We start from the raw sequence: 21,175 nt of genomic DNA, 5'->3' as shown, positions 1-21,175 counted from the left end.
GGGCGCTGTTCCACCAGAATCTCGAATCCATGTTCTTCATGAGCCAGGCCGTGGCCGCGGCGCCGCATGCACTTCGAGGGCTGAACGGCGGGACGGGCCTCGACCCGTTGTGGGCCTCTGAAGACTCGGCGCCGGGGTGCGCCGTCTGTGTTCCGGTGGCGGCACCGTACGTGAGGGGAGAAGTGGCGTCGTCGAGCCGGTCCCGGGTGCGCTATGCGGATGCGGGCGGGCACATGATGTCGCCGGTCGGCGTGGAGCGGCGGCTGCGGAAGCTGCGGTCGCATGGGACGTCCGGGGTGTCCGCTGATATCGGCGCCACCCCCACTGTCTCTATCACGCGAAAGACCCGGTCCCCTTGTTGGGGCCGGGGTCTTTCTACGTTCGGCTATCCGCTAGCGGTAGTCGCCTCAGGCGTTACCGGACAGCTTCTCCCGCAGTGCCGCGAGCTGGGCGTCGCTGGCGAGCGAACCGCCGCCCGACTCCGGCTGGCTGGTGCTGGACTGCGCGCCGCTCTCGGAGGAGTAGTTCGACGAACCGCCGCCGCCCGCGGCCTCGGCCGCGGCGTCGGCCGCCATCTTCTCCATCTGCGCGGTGTGCATCTTGTGCCGGCGCTCCGCCTCGGCGTAGCGGCCTTCCCACTCTTCGCGCTGCTTGTCGAAGCCCTCGAGCCATTCGTTGGTCTCGGGATCGAAGCCCTCGGGGAAGATGTAGTTGCCCTGCTCGTCGTAGCTGTCGGCCATGCCGTACTTCGACGGATCGAACTCGGCGTTGTAGTCCTCGTTGGCCTGCTTGAGGCTCAGCGAGATCCGGCGACGCTCCAGATCGATATCGATGACCTTGACCATGGCGTCGTCGCCCACGACCACGACCTGGTCCGGGACCTCGACGTGGCGCTCGGCCAACTCGGAGATGTGCACCAGGCCCTCGATGCCCTCTTCGACGCGCACGAACGCACCGAACGGCACCAGCTTGGTGACCTTGCCGGGCACGATCTGGCCGATGGCGTGGGTGCGAGCGAACTGCCGCCACGGATCTTCCTGGGTGGCCTTCAGCGACAGCGAGACGCGCTCGCGGTCCAGGTCGACGTCGAGCACCTCGACGGTGACCTCGTTGCCCACCTCGACCACCTCGGACGGGTGATCGATGTGCTTCCAGGAGAGCTCGGAGACGTGCACCAGACCGTCGACACCACCGAGATCGACGAAGGCGCCGAAGTTGACGATGGAGGAGACCACACCCTTGCGGACCTGGCCCTTCTGCAGCTGGTGCAGGAATTCGCTGCGCACCTCGGACTGGGTCTGCTCCAGCCAGGCGCGGCGGGACAGGACCACGTTGTTGCGGTTCTTGTCCAGCTCGATGATCTTGGCCTCGATCTCCTTGCCGACGTACGGCTGCAGATCACGGACCCGGCGCATCTCGACCAGCGAGGCGGGCAGGAAGCCGCGCAGACCGATATCCAGGATCAGACCGCCCTTGACGACCTCGATCACGGTGCCGCGGACGGCCTCGTCCTTCTCCTTGAGCTCCTCGATCGTGCCCCAGGCGCGCTCGTACTGAGCCCGCTTCTTGGACAGGATCAGGCGACCCTCTTTGTCCTCCTTGGTGAGGACAAGAGCCTCCACCTCATCGCCCACGGAAACGACCTCGTTCGGGTCGACATCGTGTTTGATGGAGAGCTCGCGAGACGGAATGACGCCTTCGGTCTTGTAACCGATGTCGAGCAGGACCTCGTCGCGGTCGACTTTGACGATGGTTCCTTCGACGATATCGCCGTCGTTGAAGTACTTGATCGTGGCGTCGATGGCGGCGAGGAAATCCTCGGCGGAGCCGATGTCGTTAACGGCTACCTGCGGCGAGGTGACGGTGGTGGGCATGTGGCGGTTTGCTCCGGACGGATTGTGATCGGTTGCGGACATTGAGACTTTCGGTACGCTGCGATACACCCAGCGGCTCCAGGTGTGATCACTTGCGCGTTCAGCGTACGCGACCCGGAACCGGGCGGGCAAACGACCCCCCGGAGCGAATCTATAGGCTTCGAATCGTGTCCGACGACCTCGTTCAAGATCGCCACGCTCAGGCCACCGAACTGCTGGGCACCGCGGGTGCGGCACGCCTGCGGATCGGCTCGGCCGAAAGCGAACGCGCGAACCGGCGCTGGTGGGACGCCGACGCCGGCCAGTACCACGATACGCACGGGGATTTCCTCGGTGCCGACAGTGTCGGCGGCGAATTCGTCTGGTGCCCGGAAGGCCTGCACGAAGGCGATATGCGGTTCCTCGGCGAGATCACCGGCCAACGGATCCTCGAGGTCGGCTGCGGGTCGGCGCCGTGCGCCCGCTGGCTGGCCGGCCAGGGCGCCCACCCGGTCGGACTCGATATCTCGCGGGGAATGCTGTCACGGGGGCTTGCTGCCATGACACGGGGCGGACCGCGGGTGCCGCTGGTGCAGGCGGGCGCCGAGGCCCTGCCGTTCGCGGACGAATCCTTCGACCTGGCCTGTTCGGCCTTCGGCGCGGTCCCCTTCGTCGCCGACTCCGCCCTGGTGATGCGGGAGGTCGCCCGGGTGCTGCGGCCGGGCGGGCGCTGGGTATTCGCGGTGAACCATCCGATGCGGTGGATCTTCCGCGACGATCCCGGCCCGGACGGCCTCGAAGCGGTGATCCCCTATTTCGACCGCACCCCGTACACCGAGATCGACAGCGAGGGCCGGTGCACCTATGCCGAACACCATCGCACCATCGGTGACCGGGTCCGGGAAATAGTCGGGGCCGGATTGGTGCTCGACGATATCGTCGAACCGGAGTGGCCGGAATGGCTGGACCGGGAATGGGGCCAATGGAGCCCGCTGCGCGGGCAATTGTTCCCGGGGACAGCGATATTCGTGAGTCATAAGCCCGACCGGCCGTAAGGCCCGCCGGCGAGCGCTCCTCCCACCGCAGAGTGGAGCGCGCCGAGAGTGCGGCCCGGCCGCGGGATACATCGGTGGCGACGGACACAAGAATCTCCCGGCTCGCCCGTGGGACGGGCGAGCCGGGAGTCCGGTCCGATCAGGATTCGTCGCCGCGCGACGGACGCGGAGAACGCCCGGCCTGCTCCAGCGCGCGCCGGAGGGCGAACTCGATCTGCGCGTTGACGCTGCGCAGATCGTCGGCCGCCCATTTGGCGATCGCGTCGTGGACCGCGGGGTCGAGCCGGAGCAGGACCTTCTTGCGTTCGGCCATCAGTTGTACAGCGATCCCGCATTGACCACGGGCTGCGTCGGCCGGTCACCGCACAGCACCACCAGCAGGTTGGAGACCATGGTGGCCTTGCGTTCCTCGTCCAGTTCGACCATGCCCTCGGCGGCGAGCCGGTTCAGCGCCAGTCCGACCATGCCCACCGCGCCCTCGACGATCTGCGTGCGAGCGGCCACCACCTGCGCCGCCTGCTGACGGACCAGCATCGCCTGCGCGATCTCCGGCGCGTACGCGAGGTGGGTGATCCGTGCCTCGATCACCTCGATGCCGGCGGTCTCGGTGCGGTCGCGCAGTTCCACCGTGAGTTCCTCGGCGACCTCGGCGCCGTCGCGCAGGCTGGTGCGGTCGGCGTCGTGGGCGTCGTAGGGGTGGGTGGTGGCCAGGTGCCGGACCGCGGCCTCGGACTGGGTTTCCACGTATTCCTCGTAGTCGTCCACGGCGAAGGCGGCCTTGAAACTGTCGACCACCTTGTAGACGACCACCGCCGCGATTTCCACCGGATTACCGTCGGCGTCGTTGACCTTCAGTTTCTGGGTCTCGAAGTTCCGGACCCGCAACGAGATACTGCGGCGATCGGTCAGCGGCAGGACCGAGAAGAATCCGGGTTCGCTCACCGAGCCGATATAGCGGCCGAAGAACTGGACGACCTTGGCCTCGTTGGGGTTCACCACCGCCAGGCCGGTGATGCCGAGCAGCAGGATCACCCCCAGCACGCACGCGACGATCGCCCCCGCCAGTCCCGCAGCGTTCTGATGCTGCGCGAATGCCGCGAATCCCGCTATCGCCACCGCCGCCAGCGCAATGGTGAGTACCAGCCAGATCAAGAGCACGACGAACCCGTTGACCCGCGCGGCGTTCCGGAATGTCATGACATCCTCCCTCTATCAAAGTGATATCACCAAGATAGCATGATGCTCACGCACCGGTTGCGCACGATACGAATCAGGAGCCGCCCGGCCCCGCGGCCGGATATCGCCGACTGCCTGCGACCATGTGCGAATGGAACGGACAGCACAGGGTGAGCGGCTACGCCTCGGCGTGATCGAGGGCGACGGGATCGGGCCCGAGGTGGTGGGCTCGGCGCGGCGGGTGGTGGACGAGGCACTGTCCGCCGCCGGCGCGGCCACGGTCGACTGGGTCCCGTTGCCGATGGGCCGCCGGGCCATCGACGAATTCGGCACCGCACTCCCGGAAGCCACCCTGACCGGCCTCCGCGACACCGACGGCTGGATCCTCGGCCCGCACGACAATGCCTCCTATCCCCCGGAGCACCGCATCGCGCCGGGCGGTGCGATCCGGCGCCATTTCGGTCTGCACGCCAACATCCGGCCCGTCAGAGCGTTTCCCGGTGTCGTGGCGGTCGCACCGGATATCGACCTGGTGGTCGTCCGCGAGAACAGCGAGGGTCTCTACGCCGACCGGAACATGGCGGTCGGGTCCGGGGAGTTCTGTCCCACCCCGGATATCGCCCTGTCGGTCGGCCTGGTGACCCGGGCAGCGTCCGAACGGATCGCGCACGAGGCCTTCCGGCTGGCCGCCACCCGGCGTGGGCGGGTGACCATCGTGCACAAAGCGAATGTGCTGCCGCTGACCATGGGGTTGTTCCGCGACACCTGCTATGCCGTGGCACGCGAGTACCCGGATGTGACGGTGACGGACGAACACGTCGACGCGGCCGCCGCGCATCTGGTCCGCGCCCCCGGTGATTTCGATGTCCTGGTCACCGAAAACCTGTTCGGTGACATCCTGTCCGATCTGGCCGCACAGCTCGGCGGATCGCTGGGTACGGCCGCCTCCCTGAACTGTTCGGCCGACCGGGCGATGGCGCAGGCCGTCCACGGCGCCGCCCCCGAGCTGGCCGGACACAACCGCGCCGATCCGGTGGCCCTGCATCTGTCCGCCGCCATGCTGCTGCGCTGGCTGGCCGATCGGCACGGCCGGCCGGTCCTCGCCGGGGCCGCGGAGCGGATCGAGCACGCGGTCGCGGCGACCTTCGCCGCCGGTATCGCCACGGCCGATCTGGGTGGTCAGGCGTCGACCGGCGAATTCACCGAACAGGTCACCGCACGGGTCCACTTCCGGTAGGCGCGGCCGCCACTCGGCGCGGACGGCGACTACAGCAGCCGGGACAGGAACGCCTTGGTGCGATCGTGCGCCGGATTCGTCAGCAGATCGCCGGGCGGCCCCGCCTCGACCACGACTCCCCCGTCCATGAACACCAACTGGTCGGCCACCTCGCGCGCGAAACCCATCTCGTGGGTCACCACGATCATCGTCATACCCGAGGCCGCGAGCTCGCGCATGACCGTGAGAACTTCACCGACCAGCTCCGGGTCCAGCGCGGAGGTGGGCTCGTCGAACAACATGAGTTTCGGGTCCATCGCCAGCGCCCGGGCGATCGCCACCCGTTGCTGCTGGCCGCCGGACAGCTGTGCCGGATAGGCGTTCGCCTTGTCGGCCAGCCCGACCCGGTCCAGCAGCTCCTTCGCCCGCGACACCGCGTCGGCCCGGCGGGTCTTCTTGACCTGGATGGGTGCCTCGACGATGTTGGCGAGCACCGTGCGATGCGGGAACAGGTTGAAATGCTGGAAGACCATGCCGATCTCCCGCCGCTGACGGGCCGCGTCGCGCGGATGCAGCTCGTAGAGCTTGCCGGCTTTTTCGCGGTAGCCGACCAGTTCCCCGTCCACGTACAACCGGCCCGCGTCGATCTGTTCCAGATGGTTGATGCACCGCAGAAAGGTGGATTTTCCCGAGCCCGAGGGCCCGATCAGGCACAGCACCTGACCGTGCCGCACGTCCAGCGAGATGCCCTCGAGGACCCGTAGCGCCCCGAAACTCTTGCAGACCCGGTCGGCGCGGACCATCGGTTCCGTCGCACTCATTTCGCCCGTACCTCTCCGCGCGCGTCGGCCAGCTCCTGGAGCTGTTTCGCGGTCAGTTGCCGGGATATGCCCCGCGAATAGTATTTCTCCAGGTAGTACTGGCCGACCATCAGCACGCTGGTGATCGCCAGATACCAGGTGGCGGTGACCAGCAGCAGCGGGATGGGCAGGAAGTTCACCCCGTAGATATCGCGGGCCCGGCCGAACAGATCGGTACTGAGCGGTATGGCGGTGACCAGCGCGGTGGTCTTCAGCATGCTGATGAGTTCGTTGCCGGTCGGCGGGATGATCACCCGCATGGCCTGCGGCAGCACCGTCCGCCGCATGGTCTGCGACCAGGACATACCAAGCGCGATGGACGCCTCACGCTGGCCTTCGCCGACCGAGTTGATACCGGCCCGGACGATCTCGGCCATGTACGCCGCCTCGTTGAGTCCCAGCCCGATCACGGCGAACGCGAACCCCGCCTGCAGACTCTGCACATCGACCTCGAACAGGCGCGGGCCGAAGGGCACACCGAACGCGACGTTCTGGTACAGCGACGGGACCAGTCCCCAGAAGACCAGTTGCACGTACACCGGGGTCCCGCGGAACACCCACAGGTAGACCCACGCGCTCGCCCGCAGCACCGGGTTCGGCGACAGCCGCATCACCGCCAGCGTGGTACCGAGTACGACGGCGATGACCATCGCCAGCACGGTGAGCTCCAGGGTGACCACCGCGCCCGCCGCGATCCGGGTATCGCGCAGATACTGCCAGTACACATCCCAGCGGTACGCCGGATTGGTGGCCGCGCCGTAGACGAACAGCCCGCCGAGCGCCAGGATCAGCGCGGCGGCCACCCAGCGGCCGGGCCGCCGCAACGGTACCGCGGCGATGGGTTCGGGTGCGGCGGCCGCGCCGGCGGCCCCCCTCGGATCGGCGGTCATCGCGTCGACTCCCTCGCGCCGTTGATCACGGAGGTGCGCAGCGCGCCCTCCTGGACACCCCAGTTCTCGGTGATCTGCCGGTACTGCCCGGTGTCGATGAGGTGCTGCAACGCGTCGCGCAGCACCGGTGCCAGCGGCGACCCTTTCGCGACGGCCCACCCGTAGGGCGCCGCGTCGAATATCGGACCGGCCGCTTCGATCTTGCCGTCGGTCTGTTCGATCGCGTACGCGGTGACCGGGGAATCCGCGGACATGGCGTCGACCTGGCCGAGTACCAGCGCATTGGTCACCGCGCTCTGCTCGTCGAACGCGTCGATGATGATCGGCTCCCGGCCCGCCGCGACACAGGCTTCGCTCTTGGCCGGGACCTCTTCGATGTGCTCCACCGTTGTCGCCTGAACCGCGACGCGTTTACCGCAGGCGTTCGCGGGATCGACGTGCCGGCCGGTGCGCTGCGCCCACTGCACCCCCGCGCTGAAATAGGTGACGAAATCGACCTGCTTCTCCCGTTCCACCGAATCGGTGATCGAGGACATGCCGACATCGTAGGTACCGGCCTGGACGGCGGGAATGATCTTCTCGAACGCCGATTCGGTATAGCGGGCCCGCAGACCGAGCACCGCGGTGACCGCGTCCATCAGATCCACATCGAAACCGACGATCGCGCCGTGCCGGTCGCGATACTCGTTCGGCTGATACGGCACATTGACCCCGACCACCAACTCCCCGGCAGCGGCGATATCGGCCGGCACCCGCGCGGCCAGCGCGTCCACCGCGCGCACCGCGACCTTGGGCGGGACCGGCCCGGTGTCCTCCACATTGGTCACGCACCCGGCCAGCAGCGCGATACCGGCCAGCCCGCAGAGTATGCGTCGCACCCGGGCACCGGATCGATTTACCACCGCCACCACCTGCCGCTCGCGAAGAATCGTGGGCCCTCGGCCGCTCGTCGACCTTGTCAGGCACAGTAGGCGACCGCGGCCCGCGGCACACCCCGAGTAACCCAAGATTGATCTCCGGGCGCTGCGCCCGGCACAGCCACCGCCCGTCAGCCGGCGCCCGACCCGCTACCGTCTGCAGATCATGGTGCAGTCGGTGGAATTACTGCTCGACGAGGCGGCCGAACAACGTATCCGGCGGCAGTGGGAGCTGCTCGCCGAAGCGGGGCTGCCCGGGCTGGGACAGGGCAGGCGCGACGGAGACATCGAAAATCACCGGCCGCACATCACCGTGGCGGTGGCCCGGCAGATCTGGCCGCGGATCGAACAGGAGCTCGACCGGTTACCGTTCCGGCCTTTCCCGGTACGTCTCGGCGGCGTGCTGGTGTTCGGGGCGCGGCGGCCGATCCTGGTGCGGGCGGTGGTCCCGTCCGAACAACTGCTGGCCTGGCATCGCCGCATCCACCAGGTGGTCGAACCGTGCCCTGATGTCCCGGCCAATCTGCGCCCCAACCAGTGGACACCGCATGTCACGCTGGCGCGGCGGGTCCTCCCGCAGCGGATCGGTGACGCGGTGTCCGCCGTCGCGGCCGACCGGGACACCACCGCGACCGTGGTCGGTATCCGGCGCTGGGACGGCGACCAGCGCCGGGCTTGGTCGGTCGCCGAACACGGCTGACCAGAGCCGGAGCGACGGTGGACCCCGCCCCGTAGGGTGGGGACCGGTGGCGTACGACACCGCCGTGGAACACCGCGGCCGGGGCCGGCGTTACAGCCTGAAACCGACCACGAGAGGACGTCATGGCCACCCAGACACTGACGCAGCAGAACTTCGATGACGTAGTCACCGGTAACGACGTTGTACTCGTCGATTTCTGGGCTTCCTGGTGCGGACCGTGCCGCAGCTTCGCCCCGACCTACGATGCGTCGTCGGAGAAGCATCCCGATGTCGTGCACGGCAAGGTCGATACCGAGGCCGAACAGGGCCTGGCCGCGGCCGCCAATATCCAGTCCATCCCGACCATCATGGCATTCCGTGAGGGTGTACTCGTCTTCGCGCAGCCCGGGGCGCTGCCGCCCGCGGCGCTCGAGGATCTGGTCTCCCAGGTGAAGGCACTCGATATGGACGACGTTCGTAAGCAACTCGCCGAGCAGCAGGCGACCAACGGCGAAGCAGCCGAATAGAATCGACGAACGACGGCGGGCTCCACACTTTCCGGGGATGGTGTGGAGCCCGCCGTCGCGTTGTCGTACGGAGCGGCCGGTAGCCCGCTAGCGCAGCGCCCCCAGGCGGTTCACGCCGGCGATCATCGCCCGCACCGAGGATTCCGCGCCGTCGGCGGCGAGGGCAGCGCCCCAGCCGCGGCGACCGTCTGATTCACATTGCACGAAGGTCGCGGTGCCCGCCGCCGTGCGACGCTGATGGAACCGCAAGATCTCGACGGGGTAGCCGGCTTCGTAGAGTGCCGAGGTCATGGCGGCGATGGGGCTGCCCGCCGCCACGACCGAACGGGACCAGCCCGCGAATTCGAGGGTCGCGGTGAAGGCACCGCCGCGCGCACCGGTGGACGACCAGCCCGCGAGCCGGATCGGGCCGGCGCATTCGCCGTAGCGGTCGTGGAATTGATCGGCCGTCAGTTCCGCGCATTCGGTACGCAGGCTGCGCGGGGCGGCCGTGGTCAGGGCGTCGTTTTCCAGAGTCAGAGTGGTCATGAGCACGTAGGTCTTCCCAGAGATGGTCGGCAGGTTTGGGGGACCAGCAAAAGCAGAAAAAAAGGGGGGCCCGCAGCGAGGGGGCCGGTCCGAATCAGACCCCGCTACGGCGGGTTACTACTACGGCAAGTAGCCGACGAGCCGACTCCGCGGTACGCGAGAGGAGCACCGCACCGTCGCGATCTGCGAACATCGGCGCGGCGCACAGGCCGGCGGCAGAAATTTGCACGGGGTCGAGAATAAAGACTCCCCGGGAAGATGGCAACCATATTCGCTCGCCGTTTCTCCTACCGCCGAGTACTGTTCTCCCTGGTCACCGGCAGGCAACCCGAAAATCGCCGCCGGGTGCCGGTGACCGACCGGACGCCACGCCGCCGACGACGCAGCCCGAGCGAGCCACGCCGAATGGGACCCCGCCCCGCCGGGCCGGACATCACCGCGCCTCATCGACCGCAAACCGGCTCTTGTCGACGCGGATTCGGACGTTTCATGATCCGGCCCCGCATCCCCCGTTCGCCCCGCAGTCCTGCGACCCGGCCCTCGCAGTGCCGGACAACAGGCACGCACACCGTCATCGCATGCGGCCCGGGCGGCGCGCGGCCGGGCCGCGATCGACGGCCGCCAGGCAGCAGGTGACCTTCATCACTCGACGCGCCGCACCCCGGGCCGCGCTTCGAGATCGGGCAGCACCCGAGGGCACCGGCGGTGGGCGCGGTGACCGGGTCCGCTCAGAATATGAACGAGGTGCCGTAACCCGTCGTCTGCACAGTGCCACCGGTGGTATCGGCACGCACGGTGACGAACGGCATGGCCGAGGCCGGGGACAAACAGCCGTTGACCTGCAACGGGGTATTGCTGTGCGCGAAGGTGTACGGGAAGGTCGACTCCTCGTCGAGTTCCGCCGCGCCGATCACGGCCGTCGTCACCGTGCCGGGCGCCAAGTTGACCGCGAGCTCGCCGGCGAGGCCGTTCTCGACACCGAAGGCCTGTGCCAGGGCAGCACCCACACCAGCACTGACGCCGACCTCGGGTGGCGCCAGCACGTCGAGGCCGGGATCGACCATAGGCGGCTCGCCCTCCTCGTGGCTTGGATCGCCCATAGGTGGTTCGACTGGTTCGACCGCCCCGAGGCCGAGATCGACCCCGAAATCGACACCCACCTCAGGTGCGACCTCGGTGGCGACAGCGATACTCGGCGCGATGGCGACCGAGATACCGTTGGCTATATCGACGGCACAGCCGAGCAGATAGCCGGCGACGATTTCACCGCCGCGCAGCGGTGAGCCGCTGTCGGCGGCGACCGAGAAGTCCCCGGATACCTTGACCGTGTGTGCGAAGGGCACCCCCATCGCCGTGTCACCGGACGGCTCGGACGTACTGGAATTCGCGGACGCCACCACGCGCAGTCCACCGGAATCGATTTCCCCCGGCGCTGCCCACGCCGGGGTATCGACAGTGGAGACAGCGCCGGTGACGGCCGATATCACCGCGGCGAGCGTGGCCACAACGGATGAATACTTGTGGTTCATCGTGCTCCAGTCCTCATGCTCGGATCGAAAATGCACACGAACTCGGACACCGCCGACTGTCTGAAATCCGGATCGCGCAGGCGAACCCGATTTCCGGGGCGATTACCGCCGAAGCAAATATCCGTACCGCACCCGAGATTCGCCGATGAATCGGTAAGCAGTACTCGCGGAGCATCATAAACAGCTGTGCCCGGTCCCGGGCACAGGCCACGCGCCGAATACATCACCGATCGGAACGGAATCGCCGTCCATCCCACTTCCGGAAACCCGGATCGGCACGGAGGACGGCACCTCCGGCAGAAATAGGTCACGCCTTCTGCCGACTCCGGACAGGGCACGGTGCGGGCCCGCCCACGATCATCCGTCCGGGCGGGCGCTACGGACCGCTGCCGCCGCGCGGCTCAGTGTGCCGCCGCGTCCCAGCTGCGCCCGACGCCGACCGAAACGCTGAGGGGGACAGAGAGCTCGATGGCGGAAGCCATCTGCTCCCGGGCCAGCTCCTGCAACTGTTCCCGCTCACCCGGCGCGACCTCGAAGACGAGTTCGTCGTGGATCTGCAGCAGCATCCGCGACCGCAGCCCGGACTCGGCCAGCGAGCTGTGCACATTGATCATCGCGACCTTGATGATATCGGCGGCGGTGCCCTGGATCGGAGCGTTGAGCGCCATCCGCTCGGCGGCCTCGCGGCGCTGGCGGTTGCTGTGGTCGAGATCGGGCAGGTAGCGGCGGCGGCCGAAGAGGGTTTGCGTGTAGCCCACCTTGCGGGCCTGCTCCACCACGGCGTGCAGATAGTCGCGGATACCGCCGAACCGGGCGAAGTAGATGTCCATCTGCTCCTTCGCCTCCTGGGTGCTGATCTTCAGCTGAGCGGACAGACCGTAGGAGCTGAGGCCGTACGCGAGGCCGTAGGACATGGCCTTGATCCGGCGGCGCACCTCCGGGGACACCTCGGAGATCGGGATGTCGAATGCCTTGGAGGCGACGAAACTGTGCAGATCCTCGCCGGAGTTGAAGGCTTCGATCAGGCCCTCGTCCCCGGAGAGGTGAGCCATGATCCGCATCTCGATCTGGCTGTAGTCGGCGGTCATCAGCGATTCGTAGCCCGGGCCGACCACGAAGGTGTCGCGGATCATCCGGCCGGTATCGGTGCGGATGGGAATGTTCTGCAGATTGGGCTCGGTGGACGACAGCCGCCCGGTGGCGGCGATGGTCTGGTTGAAGGTGGTATGGATCCGGCCGTCGTCGGCCACGGATTTCAGCAGGCCGTCCACGGTGACCTTGAGGCGGGTGGCGTCGCGGTGGGCGAGCAGATGCTGCAGGAAGGGATGCTCGGTCTTCTCGTAGAGCGATTCCAGCGCGTCCGCGTCGGTGGTGTAGCCGGTCTTGGTGCGCTTGGTCTTGGGCATATCGAGTTCGTCGAACAGCACCACCTGCAGCTGTTTCGGGGACCCGAGATTGATCTGCTTGCCGATCACGTCGTAGGCGGCGTTCGCGGCCTCGGCGACCTTGTCCGCGAACCGCCGCTGCAATTCGCCGAGCTGATCGGTGTCGACGGCGATACCGGCGTCCTCGAGTTCGGCGAGCACCCCGAGCAGCGGCAGTTCCATCTCGTCGAGCAGCGGCGTGGATTCGATCTTGGCGAGCTCGTCGTCCAGGGCGTCGGCCAGATCGGCGATCGCGCGGGCCCGTAGCATCTCGTTCTGCGCGAGTTCGGCGTCGACCGCGTCCTCGGCGTCCAGCAGGGACAGCTGCGGCGCGGCCTCGGTCTCGGTGCGCAGTTCCCGATGCAGGTACCGCAGCGACAGATCGTCTAGGTTGAAGCTGCGCTGGCCCGGCCGGACCAGATAGGCGGCCAGCGCGGTATCGCTGCTCAGCCCCCCCAACGTCCAGCCGCGACCGCGCAGCGCGTGCAGCGCGCCCTTGGCCTCGTGCAGGGCCTTGCTATGCGATGTATCGGTGAACCAGGCGCCGAGCGCCGATTCGTCCTCGGCGGTGAGGGCGGTGATATCGATATAGCCGGATTCGCCGTCCGCGGCGGCGATGGCGAGCGCGCGCACGTCGCCGGCCGCCGGTGTGCTGGTTCCGGACAACGAAATACCGTGCCGGGCACCGGATTTCGCGTGCTCGGCGAGCCAGTCCGCGACACTGCCGGGCTCGAGCGTGCGCCCGCTGATCTCGAAACCCGATTCGGCCTCCACGGTGGGCGGGGCCAGGGTTTCGAAGAGCCGGTCGCGCAGTACCCGGAATTCCAGATCGTCGAACAGCTGGTGGATCCGCTCCCGGTTCCAGGCCCCCTGGGCCAGCTGATCGGGGGTGTAGGGCAGTGGGACGTCGCGGACCATCTCGGTGAGCTGCCGATTGAGCACCACACTGCTCAGATTGGCGCGCAGCGAATCACCGACCTTGCCGCGGACCTCATCCACCTTGTCGACGAGTGTGTTCAGATCCCCGTACTCCCGGATCCATTTGGCGGCCGTCTTCTCCCCCACGCCCGGGATACCGGGGAGGTTGTCACTGGGGTCACCACGCAGCGCCGCGTAATCCGGGTACTGCGCCGGGGTGAGACCGTACTTCTTCTCGACCTCCGCCGGAGTGAACCGGGTGAGATCGGAGACCCCTTTCCGGGGATACAGCACCGTCACGTCGTCACAGACCAGCTGGATCGAGTCACGGTCGCCGGTGACCACCAGCACCCGGTATCCCTGCGGGACGGCCTGGGTGGTGAGCGTGGCGATGACGTCATCGGCCTCGTACCCCTCGATCGCCATCACCGGGATACCGAGCGCGCCCAGCACCTCCTTGGTGAGCTCGACCTGCCCGCGGAATTCGTCGGGAGTCGCCGACCGGTTGGCCTTGTACTCCGGGTAGGCCTCCACCCGGAAGGTCTGCCGGGAGACATCGAAGGCGGCGGCCACATGGGTCGGTTTCTCGTCACGTAGCAGATTGATGAGCATGGCGGTGAACCCGTACACCGCATTGGTGGTCTGCCCGGTGACCGTCTGGAAATTCTCCGCGGGCAGCGCGAAGAAGGCCCGGTAGGCCAGCGAATGCCCGTCCAGTAGCAGCAGCGTGGGCCGATCTCCCGAGGAACCCGGGGCGGCGGAGGCGGACGTCGGCTGCGCAGTGGTCGGTGAGGTCACACCCCGAAGTCTAGGGACCCCCACCGACACCCGCCCACACCCGTACCGGGTCGGCCCCGGCCGGCGCCATCCCGTATCGAACGGGCTCGCCGACGCCCTCCTCGCCGGGTCGTCCCCGGCGCGCGCCGCCCCGCCACCGGGCCGACCCCGCCTATGCCCTACTACGAGTCGACTCGAGCCGACACCGTCCCCGTACCGGACCGGCCCGCCGACACCACTCGGTTCCGGCTCACCTCCGCCGGCACCATCCCGGCACCGGGCCACCCCGGCCGGCACCACCCGGCCCCGCGCACCTCCGGTGCCGGTGATCAGGTGGTATGCCCGGGGTCGGTGGCCGACCTCAGCCGACCCCCAGGTAGGCGGCCTGTACCGCGGGATCGTCGAGCAGCTCGCGACCGCGCCCGGTCTTGGTGATCTTCCCGGTTTCCACGATGTAGGCGCGATCACTGCGGGCCAGCGCCTGCCGGGCGTTCTGCTCCACCAGCAGCACGGTGGTACCGGTGGCGTTGATCTCGGCGATGATCCGGAAGATCTGCTGGATCACCATCGGTGCCAGGCCCATGGACGGTTCGTCCAGCAACAGCAGCCGCGGCCGGGCCATCAGCGCCCGCCCGATGGCAAGCATCTGCTGTTCGCCGCCCGAGAGCGTGCCGCCGGCCTGTTTGCGCCGCTCCAGCAGCCGCGGAAACAGTTCGAAGACCCGCTCCAGAGCGGCCGCGTACTCGGTCTTCTTCGCGAAGGGCCGGGCGTAGCAGCCCATATCGAGGTTCTCCTGCACGGTCATCCCCGGGAACACCCCCCGGCCCTCGGGCGCCTGCACCAGCCCGGCGATCACCCGCTGGTGTGCCTTCAGCCGGCTGATATCGCCGCCCTCGAACCGGATCTGCCCGCGGGTCAACGGCAGCAGCCCCGACAGGGCGCGCATGGTGGTGGTCTTCCCCGCGCCGTTCGCGCCCAGCAGGGTGACCAGTTCCCCCGGGGCGACCCGCAACGAAATACCGTGCAGGGCTTGGATCCTGCCGTAGCCGACGACCATATCGGTGACCTCGAGCAGTGGCTCGGTGCCGGTGTCCTTCGCGAACTGGTCCGGTGCCGTGGTCATCCCCGCTCCTCCGATCCGTACCCGGCGTCACCCGCCGCGTCCCTTTCCGCGTGCAGCGCCGCCGTGGACGCCGCGAGATCCGCCGAGGTCAGCTCCTCGTCCGGTACGCCCAGGTACGCGGCGATGACCGCGGGGTCGGTGCGGATCTGCTCGGGTAGGCCGTCGGCGATCTTGCGCCCGAACTCCAGCACCACGATCCGGTCGGTGACCCCCATCACCAGCCGCATATCGTGCTCGATCAGCAGCACGGTGAACCCGTCGTCGCGGATCTTACGGATCAGGTCCATGAGCGCGGATTTCTCGCTCGGGTTGAACCCGGCGGCCGGTTCGTCCAGGCACAGCAGCTTCGGTTCGGTCGCCAGCGCCCGCGCGATCTCGAGCCGCCGCTGATCGCCGTAGGAAAGGTTGCGGGCCTTCTCCACCGCGCGCGGCGCGATCCCCACGAACTCCAGCAGTGCCATCCCGCGTTCGATCGCGTCACGTTCCTCCCGGCGATGCCGCCGCGTCCGCAGGATCGCGCCCGGCACCGAGGTCCGGTGCCGGGCGTCGGTGCCCACCACCACGTTCTCCAGCGCGGTCATCTCACCGAACAGTCGCACATTCTGGAAGGTCCGGGCGATCCCGAGCCGGGTGATCGCGTTACGTTTGCTCTTGGTGAGCGGTTTCCCGTCGAAGTACACCGCGCCCGCCGCGGGCCGGTACACCCCGGTGATCGCGTTGAAACAGGTCGTCTTCCCGGCGCCGTTGGGCCCGATGAGACCCAGGATCTCGCCGCGCCGGATCTCGAAACTCACCGCTTCGAGAGCGGTGAGCCCGCCGAACTTCACAGTGAGGTTCTCGGTACGCAGCAGCGGCGCCCCGACCTCGGTGCGGATCTCCCGGTGCGCGGCCACCACCTCGGCCACCGTCGCCGCGTCGGCCAGCGCCGGATCGACGGCGGCCACATCGACCTCACCGGCCGATTCGACCGGCTGCTCGACCGCGTATCCCGCGGCCAGGTCCTCGTTGTCGAACAACGCGTCACCCGCGTTCGGCCCGGTCACGAGGTCACCTCCGTGGCGGGCCGGCGGACGGCCCGCACGATCTGCCGGCCGTAGGCGAGCAGTTTCTGCCGGACCGGGAACAGGCCCTGGGGTCGCAGGATCATCATCACCACCAGTGCGATTCCGAAGTACAGATATTTGAGGTCGCCGAGACTCTGCGCACCGCCGGAATAGAACATGAGCACACTGCTCAGCAGCAGCACCGCGTACACCGCCGCCAGTACGGTCACCGCGAGATACACCCAGCGCCACGGGCCGGTCAGCTCCCGTGCCCGCAGCCGCCAGCCCACCGTCAGCGCCGCGACCACCACGACCGCGACCGCGAGCTGGACGTATCCGGTGGTCTCGTCATCGGTGATCTCCACCGACATCAACCGGTTCGGCAGGTACACCACCAGGAAGGCCCCGACGATCACCCCGAGTTTGTTGCCCTGGCCGCCGATCACCACCGCGCACAGGAACAGCATCGAGTTGATGATGTTGAACCCGGTCGGGTTGATGAACTGCACCTGCCCGGCAAACAGGGCGCCGGACAGGCCACCGATCCCGGCGCCGATCATGAACGCCCACAGCTTGAACTTGAAGGTGGGCACACCCATGATCTCCGCGGCGTCCTCGTCCTCGCGTATGGCCACCCACGCCCGGCCGACGCGGCTGCGTTCCAGGTTGCCGACCAGCAGCAGCACCGCCACCACGGCGAGCATGCCGACCCAGTACCACCAGGTGCCGGAGTTGGCGCGGTCGATCAGGTCGGAACTGGCCGGGTCGCCGACATTGCCGGCCGAGAACACACCGTTGGGCCGGGACTCCGATTCGCCGATGTGCGGATAGGCGATGCCGGACAGACCCAGGCTGCCGTTGGTGAGTTCGCCCAGGTTGTCGGCGAGCAGGCGGACGATCTCACCGAAACCGAGGGTCACGATGGCCAGATAGTCCCCGCGCAACCGCAGCGTCGGCGAACCGAGGATCAGCCCGGACACCGCGGTCACCAGGATGGCCAGCGGAACACAGGCCAGCCACGCCCAATCGGAGTGCAGCCAGCCACCGTCGGTCTGGTTCCAGGGACTGTTCGGACTGGTCAGCAGGCCGACGGTATAAGCACCGACCGCGTAGAAGCCGACATACCCGAGATCCAGCAGCCCGGCCTGGCCGACCACCACGTTCAGGCCGATGGCGATCAAAGCGTACATGGCGAACTGCGCCATGACCCCGCCGAAACTGGTCCCCGGGGTATCCAGCAGCGGCGGCGGGAACAGCGGCAGCAGCGCCAGCACCGCGAGGGCGGGGACACCCACCGCCCATTGCGCCGGGCGGCTCAGCCCGGCCCACCACGCGCGGATCTCATCGCCCAGACCATGTCCGGCGGCCTTCTCGATCTGCACCGTGCTCATGTGCGGGCCCTCCCGAGACTTTCACCGAGAATGCCGGTGGGCCGGAAGAACAACACCAGCACCAGCACCACGAACGCCACCACGTCCCGCCATTCGGTACCGAACAGCATCTGGCCGTAGTTCTCGACCAGGCCGAGCAGCAGACCACCGAGCAGCGCGCCGCGCAGGTTCCCGATACCGCCGAGTACCGCGGCGCTGAACGCCTTGATACCGAGCACGAACCCGCCGGAGAAGATGATGGCGTTGGGAATCTTCATCGCGTACAGCATCGCGGCGGCGCCGGCCAGCAGACCGCCGATGAGGAACGTCAACATGATGACCCGTTCCCGCGAAACCCCCATCAACGTGGCGGTATCGGGGTCCTGGGCCACCGCGCGGATACCGCGCCCGAACCGGGTGCGGTTGATGAGCACCTCGGCCAGGACCGCCAATGTCACCGCCGACACCACGATCACCAGCGTCACATTGGTGACGTCGGCGCCGCCGACGGTGAACTGCACCGTCGGTTCGACCAGCATGATCGGCTGCTGCGCATTGGTACCACCCAGGTCCGGCCACAGCTTCGGCAGCACGAAGTGCACGAACTCCTGGAGTACGAACGACATACCGATCGCGGTGATCAGGAAGGTCAGCGGTTTGGCACCGCGGCGGCGCAGCGGACGATAGGCCGCGCGCTCCAATCCCACCGCGGCCGCACCCGACACGGCCATCCCGAAGAGCATCGCCAGGCCCATATAGGTCACCGTGAGGATGACGCCCTGGCTGTAGACGTTGCCGCTGGGCGCGAACCCCAGCAGCATCAGGCCCACGTACTGCCCGAACATCCCGAGCATGAACACTTCGGAATGCGCGAAATTGATCAACCGGAGTACCCCGTAGACCAGGGTGTACCCCACCGCTACCAGCGCATATATCGCACCGTAGGACAAACCGTCGACCGTGAGCCGCCAGAATTGATCGATAACACCCTGGTAGTTGAAGTCGATCGATCCCTGCGCGAGAACGGCCGCGGCGGCCGGCAAGGATGCTGTCATTCGAAATCCGCCCTCATCATCATCGGACCCTCACCCGAGCAGCGCGCGGTACGCGCCCCCGGCGAATGCCGGTGCGCGTACCGCCCGCCGACCGTTATCCGACCTTGTAGACCCAGATCAGCGCGGAGGACAGTTCGCCGTCCGCATTCCACTGGTAGTGCCGGGCCAGGCCGTCCCCGCTGTACCCGCGGACGAACTCCAGCAGGTCGGGGCGGGTGAGTTTGCCGGCATCGATACCCGCCGCGAGGATGGTGGTGAGGTCGTAGCCTTCCACCGAGTACACGCCCGGCGCCTGGCCGTTCAGTTCCTCGTAGGCCTGGGAGAACTCGTCCGGCCCGGGGCCGCACGGGCACGACAGCAGCGCGCCCTCCGACGAGCCGCCCGCCTGGGTGACGAACTGCGGATCGTTGGTGCCGTCGGCGGCGACGAAGGTCGCGTCCACCCCGCCGGACCGCAACTGCTGCACCAGCGGTGCCGCCTCGGCGTAGTACCCCGAGTAGAAGATCGCGTCCGGCTGGGCGCCGGAGATCTTGGTGACGGTGGCGGAGAAGTCCTTGTCACCCTTCTTGATACTGGCCGCGCAGGCCGGATCGGCGGCCGCGCCCAGACCGGCGGTAATGCTCTGGGCCAGGCCCACGCCGTAGTCGGTGTTGTCCTGGACCACGCACACCTTCTTGTAGCCGGCCGTGCCCACCAGGTACTTCGCCACCGACGGGCCCTGCACATCGTCATTGGCCAGGCCGCGGAAGAAGGTCTTCCAGCCGTTCTTCGTCAGCGTGGCATTGGTGGCCGAGGAGGAGACCGCCACCAGCCCGGCGTCGCTGAGGATCTGACCGGTGGCCTTGGTCTCGCCGGAGAACGCGGGACCGACCACGCCGAGCACCGACGGATCGTTCACGATCTGCGGGATCACCTGGCTGGCCTTCTGCGGATCGCCCTCGGTGTCGTATTCCTTCAGGTTGATCCGGCAGCCCGGATTGGCCTTGTTGTGCTGGTCCAGCGCCAGTTTCACACCGTTGACGATATTGATGCCCAGCGCCGCGTCGGGGCCGGTCAGCGCGCCGGCCATGGCGATGGTGGTGGTCGGCGGGCAGGTCGCCGTCCCGTTGCCGGCCGGATCGGCCGCGGCGCCGGTATCGGCGGCCGGTACTTCCCTACCCGCCGAGTCGATCTGCATCAGCGGCTGGATGGACAGTCCCCCCGCTCCCGCCGTATCCGCCTCACCGGCGGTTTTGTCGCCGCAACCGGTCAGGACCAGCGCCGCGGCAGCGCCGATACTCAGTATTGTGCGTACCGTGCGCCCGCGCCGGGGGACACCCGGCAGCCAAGTAGAATCAAGCACGATCTACCCCTATATCCCTCATCAACCTCGGCCGGCCGAGGAAGCCGAAAACTCCGACTCGTGAGAAACATAGCTCCGGCATGTTGATCCCGTGTCACATTCGGATCATCGGGATGATGTCGTCGCACATTATTTTCCGGCCTGTGTTTCCGGGCTGTTAAGGCCGGTACGCGCCCGACCCGAGGGCTACTGCGGGGTGAGATTCTCCAGAACGACCTCGGCCACCGCCTTCATCGTGGTGCGGCGGTCCATGGCGGTGCGCTGGATCCATTTGAAGGCCTGCGGTTCACTGAGCCCCTGCGTCTGCATGAGCACACCCTTGGCCCGCTCGACGAGTTTACGTGTCTCCAACCGCTCGGACAGGCCCGCGACCTCGCTCTCCAGCGCGGTGATCTCGTGGAAGCGACTGGCCGCCAGTTCGATCGCCGGAACCAGATCGGATTTGGTGAACGGCTTCACCAGATAGGCCATGGCACCGGCATCGCGCGCCCGCTCCACCAGGTCGCGCTGACTGAACGCGGTCAGGATCACCACGGGCGCAACACGTTTGGAGGCGATCTCGGCCGCGGCATCGATCCCGTCCCGGCGCGGCATCTTCACATCCATGATCACCAGATCCGGCCGGTGCTCCACCGCGAGGTCCACCGCCTGCTGACCGTCCCCGGCCTCCCCCACCACCTGGTAGCCCTCTTCGGTCAGCATCTCGACCAGATCCATCCGGATCAACGCCTCGTCCTCGGCGACGACCACGCGTTTCGCCGCGGCGTCCGCACTAGTGCTCATAAACGACCCCTCTGGTTCCGATGCCTCGTCCCGAGAGCACGGACGACGGATCTCGGCCGAGGTACGGCCGTCGATCCGCCGTCACGCGATCGGGTGGTGTAGAGACTACC

Annotated in this window: 19 protein-coding genes; 4 read left to right on the top strand and 15 right to left on the bottom strand. The window is 67.7% G+C overall.

What is annotated here, in order from left to right; genetic code table 11:
* Positions 1–407: 407 nt before the first annotated feature.
* A complete protein-coding gene (gene rpsA, locus AB0H42_RS04240) occupies positions 408–1,874 on the bottom strand; it encodes a 30S ribosomal protein S1 (RefSeq protein ID WP_357049520.1) in 1,467 nt (488 codons plus the stop codon).
* A 167-nt stretch (positions 1,875–2,041) separates the two neighbouring features.
* Between rpsA and AB0H42_RS04235 the strand changes: the two genes are divergently transcribed.
* A complete protein-coding gene (locus tag AB0H42_RS04235) occupies positions 2,042–2,908 on the top strand; it encodes a class I SAM-dependent methyltransferase (RefSeq protein WP_357049517.1) in 867 nt (288 codons plus the stop codon).
* Between the two features lie 139 nt (positions 2,909–3,047).
* Here AB0H42_RS04235 and AB0H42_RS04230 read toward each other — a convergent pair whose 3' ends face one another.
* Both AB0H42_RS04230 and AB0H42_RS04225 read right to left on the bottom strand, forming a co-directional pair.
* Positions 3,048–3,221, bottom strand: coding sequence for a hypothetical protein (locus tag AB0H42_RS04230; RefSeq protein WP_198165573.1), 174 nt, complete (start codon positions 3,219–3,221; stop codon positions 3,048–3,050).
* Positions 3,221–4,105 (bottom strand): SPFH domain-containing protein, encoded by an 885-nt coding sequence (locus AB0H42_RS04225; protein ID WP_357049513.1) that lies wholly within the window; start codon positions 4,103–4,105, stop codon positions 3,221–3,223. Before AB0H42_RS04225 ends, AB0H42_RS04230 begins: the two co-directional genes overlap by 1 nt.
* A gap of 130 nt (positions 4,106–4,235) precedes the next feature.
* On the opposite strand from AB0H42_RS04225, the gene AB0H42_RS04220 reads away from it, so the two are divergent.
* Positions 4,236–5,321 carry an isocitrate/isopropylmalate family dehydrogenase gene (locus AB0H42_RS04220; RefSeq protein WP_357049510.1) on the top strand — a complete coding sequence of 362 codons (1,086 nt, stop codon included), beginning with the start codon at positions 4,236–4,238 and terminating at the stop codon, positions 5,319–5,321.
* A 29-nt stretch (positions 5,322–5,350) separates the two neighbouring features.
* On the opposite strand, the gene AB0H42_RS04215 is transcribed toward AB0H42_RS04220, so the two are convergent.
* From AB0H42_RS04215 to AB0H42_RS04205, 3 genes are read right to left on the bottom strand one after another with little or no spacing between them, the layout of a single operon-like run.
* Positions 5,351–6,121: an amino acid ABC transporter ATP-binding protein gene (locus AB0H42_RS04215; RefSeq protein WP_357049507.1), complete on the bottom strand. Its 771-nt coding sequence runs from the start codon at positions 6,119–6,121 to the stop codon at positions 5,351–5,353.
* The gene (locus AB0H42_RS04210; RefSeq protein ID WP_357049504.1) at positions 6,118–7,050 is read right to left on the bottom strand and encodes an amino acid ABC transporter permease; all 933 of its coding nucleotides are present in this window, start codon (positions 7,048–7,050) and stop codon (positions 6,118–6,120) included. Before AB0H42_RS04210 ends, AB0H42_RS04215 begins: the two co-directional genes overlap by 4 nt.
* On the bottom strand, positions 7,047–7,928 hold the full coding sequence (locus AB0H42_RS04205; protein ID WP_357049502.1) for an ABC transporter substrate-binding protein: 882 nt from the start codon (positions 7,926–7,928) through the stop codon (positions 7,047–7,049). The genes AB0H42_RS04210 and AB0H42_RS04205 overlap by 4 nt, the downstream gene beginning before the upstream one ends.
* Before the next feature lie 205 nt (positions 7,929–8,133).
* On the opposite strand from AB0H42_RS04205, the gene AB0H42_RS04200 reads away from it, so the two are divergent.
* Both AB0H42_RS04200 and trxA read left to right on the top strand, forming a co-directional pair.
* Complete coding sequence (locus AB0H42_RS04200; protein WP_357049499.1) at positions 8,134–8,667, top strand: 2'-5' RNA ligase family protein; 534 nt, start codon at positions 8,134–8,136, stop codon at positions 8,665–8,667.
* Between the two features lie 122 nt (positions 8,668–8,789).
* Positions 8,790–9,173: a thioredoxin gene (gene trxA / locus AB0H42_RS04195; protein ID WP_357049496.1), complete on the top strand. Its 384-nt coding sequence runs from the start codon at positions 8,790–8,792 to the stop codon at positions 9,171–9,173.
* A gap of 87 nt (positions 9,174–9,260) precedes the next feature.
* On the opposite strand, the gene AB0H42_RS04190 is transcribed toward trxA, so the two are convergent.
* From AB0H42_RS04190 to AB0H42_RS04150, 9 genes are all read right to left on the bottom strand, one after another.
* Entirely contained in the window at positions 9,261–9,701 is a 441-nt protein-coding gene (locus AB0H42_RS04190; RefSeq protein ID WP_357049494.1) for an alpha-isopropylmalate synthase regulatory domain-containing protein, read from the bottom strand.
* A gap of 728 nt (positions 9,702–10,429) precedes the next feature.
* Entirely contained in the window at positions 10,430–11,230 is an 801-nt protein-coding gene (locus AB0H42_RS04185) for an MspA family porin (protein ID WP_357049491.1), read from the bottom strand.
* A gap of 401 nt (positions 11,231–11,631) precedes the next feature.
* Complete coding sequence (gene polA / locus AB0H42_RS04180; protein ID WP_357049488.1) at positions 11,632–14,370, bottom strand: DNA polymerase I; 2,739 nt, start codon at positions 14,368–14,370, stop codon at positions 11,632–11,634.
* Between the two features lie 340 nt (positions 14,371–14,710).
* Positions 14,711–15,472 (bottom strand): ABC transporter ATP-binding protein, encoded by a 762-nt coding sequence (locus tag AB0H42_RS04175; RefSeq protein ID WP_357049485.1) that lies wholly within the window; start codon positions 15,470–15,472, stop codon positions 14,711–14,713.
* Complete coding sequence (locus AB0H42_RS04170) at positions 15,469–16,416, bottom strand: ABC transporter ATP-binding protein (RefSeq protein ID WP_357049596.1); 948 nt, start codon at positions 16,414–16,416, stop codon at positions 15,469–15,471. The genes AB0H42_RS04175 and AB0H42_RS04170 overlap by 4 nt, the downstream gene beginning before the upstream one ends.
* A 95-nt stretch (positions 16,417–16,511) precedes the next feature.
* Complete coding sequence (locus AB0H42_RS04165; protein ID WP_357049482.1) at positions 16,512–17,906, bottom strand: branched-chain amino acid ABC transporter permease; 1,395 nt, start codon at positions 17,904–17,906, stop codon at positions 16,512–16,514.
* On the bottom strand, positions 17,903–18,940 hold the full coding sequence (locus AB0H42_RS04160; RefSeq protein ID WP_357049479.1) for a branched-chain amino acid ABC transporter permease: 1,038 nt from the start codon (positions 18,938–18,940) through the stop codon (positions 17,903–17,905). The genes AB0H42_RS04165 and AB0H42_RS04160 overlap by 4 nt, the downstream gene beginning before the upstream one ends.
* A 94-nt stretch (positions 18,941–19,034) precedes the next feature.
* Positions 19,035–20,117 (bottom strand): branched-chain amino acid ABC transporter substrate-binding protein, encoded by a 1,083-nt coding sequence (locus tag AB0H42_RS04155; RefSeq protein WP_357049593.1) that lies wholly within the window; start codon positions 20,115–20,117, stop codon positions 19,035–19,037.
* 351 nt (positions 20,118–20,468) lie between these two features.
* Positions 20,469–21,065, bottom strand: a complete 597-nt coding sequence (locus tag AB0H42_RS04150) for an ANTAR domain-containing response regulator (protein ID WP_030523743.1) — start codon at positions 21,063–21,065, stop codon at positions 20,469–20,471.
* Positions 21,066–21,175 lie beyond the last annotated feature (110 nt).

Source organism: Nocardia sp. NPDC050799, assembly GCF_040654015.1.
GTDB lineage: Bacteria > Actinomycetota > Actinomycetes > Mycobacteriales > Mycobacteriaceae > Nocardia.
Note: the sequence above shows the minus strand (reverse complement) of the source record. Positions and strands in the feature narration are given on the sequence as shown.

Excerpts from the sequence above, each read along its gene's own strand:
- AB0H42_RS04175 (WP_357049485.1), bottom strand. The coding sequence starts at position 15,472 with ATGACCACGGCACCGGACCAGTTCGCGAAGGACACCGGCACCGAGCCA.
- AB0H42_RS04185 (WP_357049491.1), bottom strand. The coding sequence starts at position 11,230 with ATGAACCACAAGTATTCATCCGTTGTGGCCACGCTCGCCGCGGTGATA.
- AB0H42_RS04225 (WP_357049513.1), bottom strand. The coding sequence starts at position 4,105 with ATGACATTCCGGAACGCCGCGCGGGTCAACGGGTTCGTCGTGCTCTTG.
- AB0H42_RS04230 (WP_198165573.1), bottom strand. The coding sequence starts at position 3,221 with ATGGCCGAACGCAAGAAGGTCCTGCTCCGGCTCGACCCCGCGGTCCAC.
- AB0H42_RS04215 (WP_357049507.1), bottom strand. The coding sequence starts at position 6,121 with ATGAGTGCGACGGAACCGATGGTCCGCGCCGACCGGGTCTGCAAGAGT.
- AB0H42_RS04190 (WP_357049494.1), bottom strand. The coding sequence starts at position 9,701 with ATGACCACTCTGACTCTGGAAAACGACGCCCTGACCACGGCCGCCCCG.
- AB0H42_RS04210 (WP_357049504.1), bottom strand. The coding sequence starts at position 7,050 with ATGACCGCCGATCCGAGGGGGGCCGCCGGCGCGGCCGCCGCACCCGAA.
- AB0H42_RS04150 (WP_030523743.1), bottom strand. The coding sequence starts at position 21,065 with ATGAGCACTAGTGCGGACGCCGCGGCGAAACGCGTGGTCGTCGCCGAG.
- AB0H42_RS04220 (WP_357049510.1), top strand. The coding sequence starts at position 4,236 with ATGGAACGGACAGCACAGGGTGAGCGGCTACGCCTCGGCGTGATCGAG.
- rpsA (WP_357049520.1), bottom strand. The coding sequence starts at position 1,874 with ATGCCCACCACCGTCACCTCGCCGCAGGTAGCCGTTAACGACATCGGC.
- AB0H42_RS04160 (WP_357049479.1), bottom strand. The coding sequence starts at position 18,940 with ATGACAGCATCCTTGCCGGCCGCCGCGGCCGTTCTCGCGCAGGGATCG.
- AB0H42_RS04155 (WP_357049593.1), bottom strand. The coding sequence starts at position 20,117 with ATGCAGATCGACTCGGCGGGTAGGGAAGTACCGGCCGCCGATACCGGC.
- trxA (WP_357049496.1), top strand. The coding sequence starts at position 8,790 with ATGGCCACCCAGACACTGACGCAGCAGAACTTCGATGACGTAGTCACC.
- AB0H42_RS04165 (WP_357049482.1), bottom strand. The coding sequence starts at position 17,906 with ATGAGCACGGTGCAGATCGAGAAGGCCGCCGGACATGGTCTGGGCGAT.
- AB0H42_RS04200 (WP_357049499.1), top strand. The coding sequence starts at position 8,134 with ATGGTGCAGTCGGTGGAATTACTGCTCGACGAGGCGGCCGAACAACGT.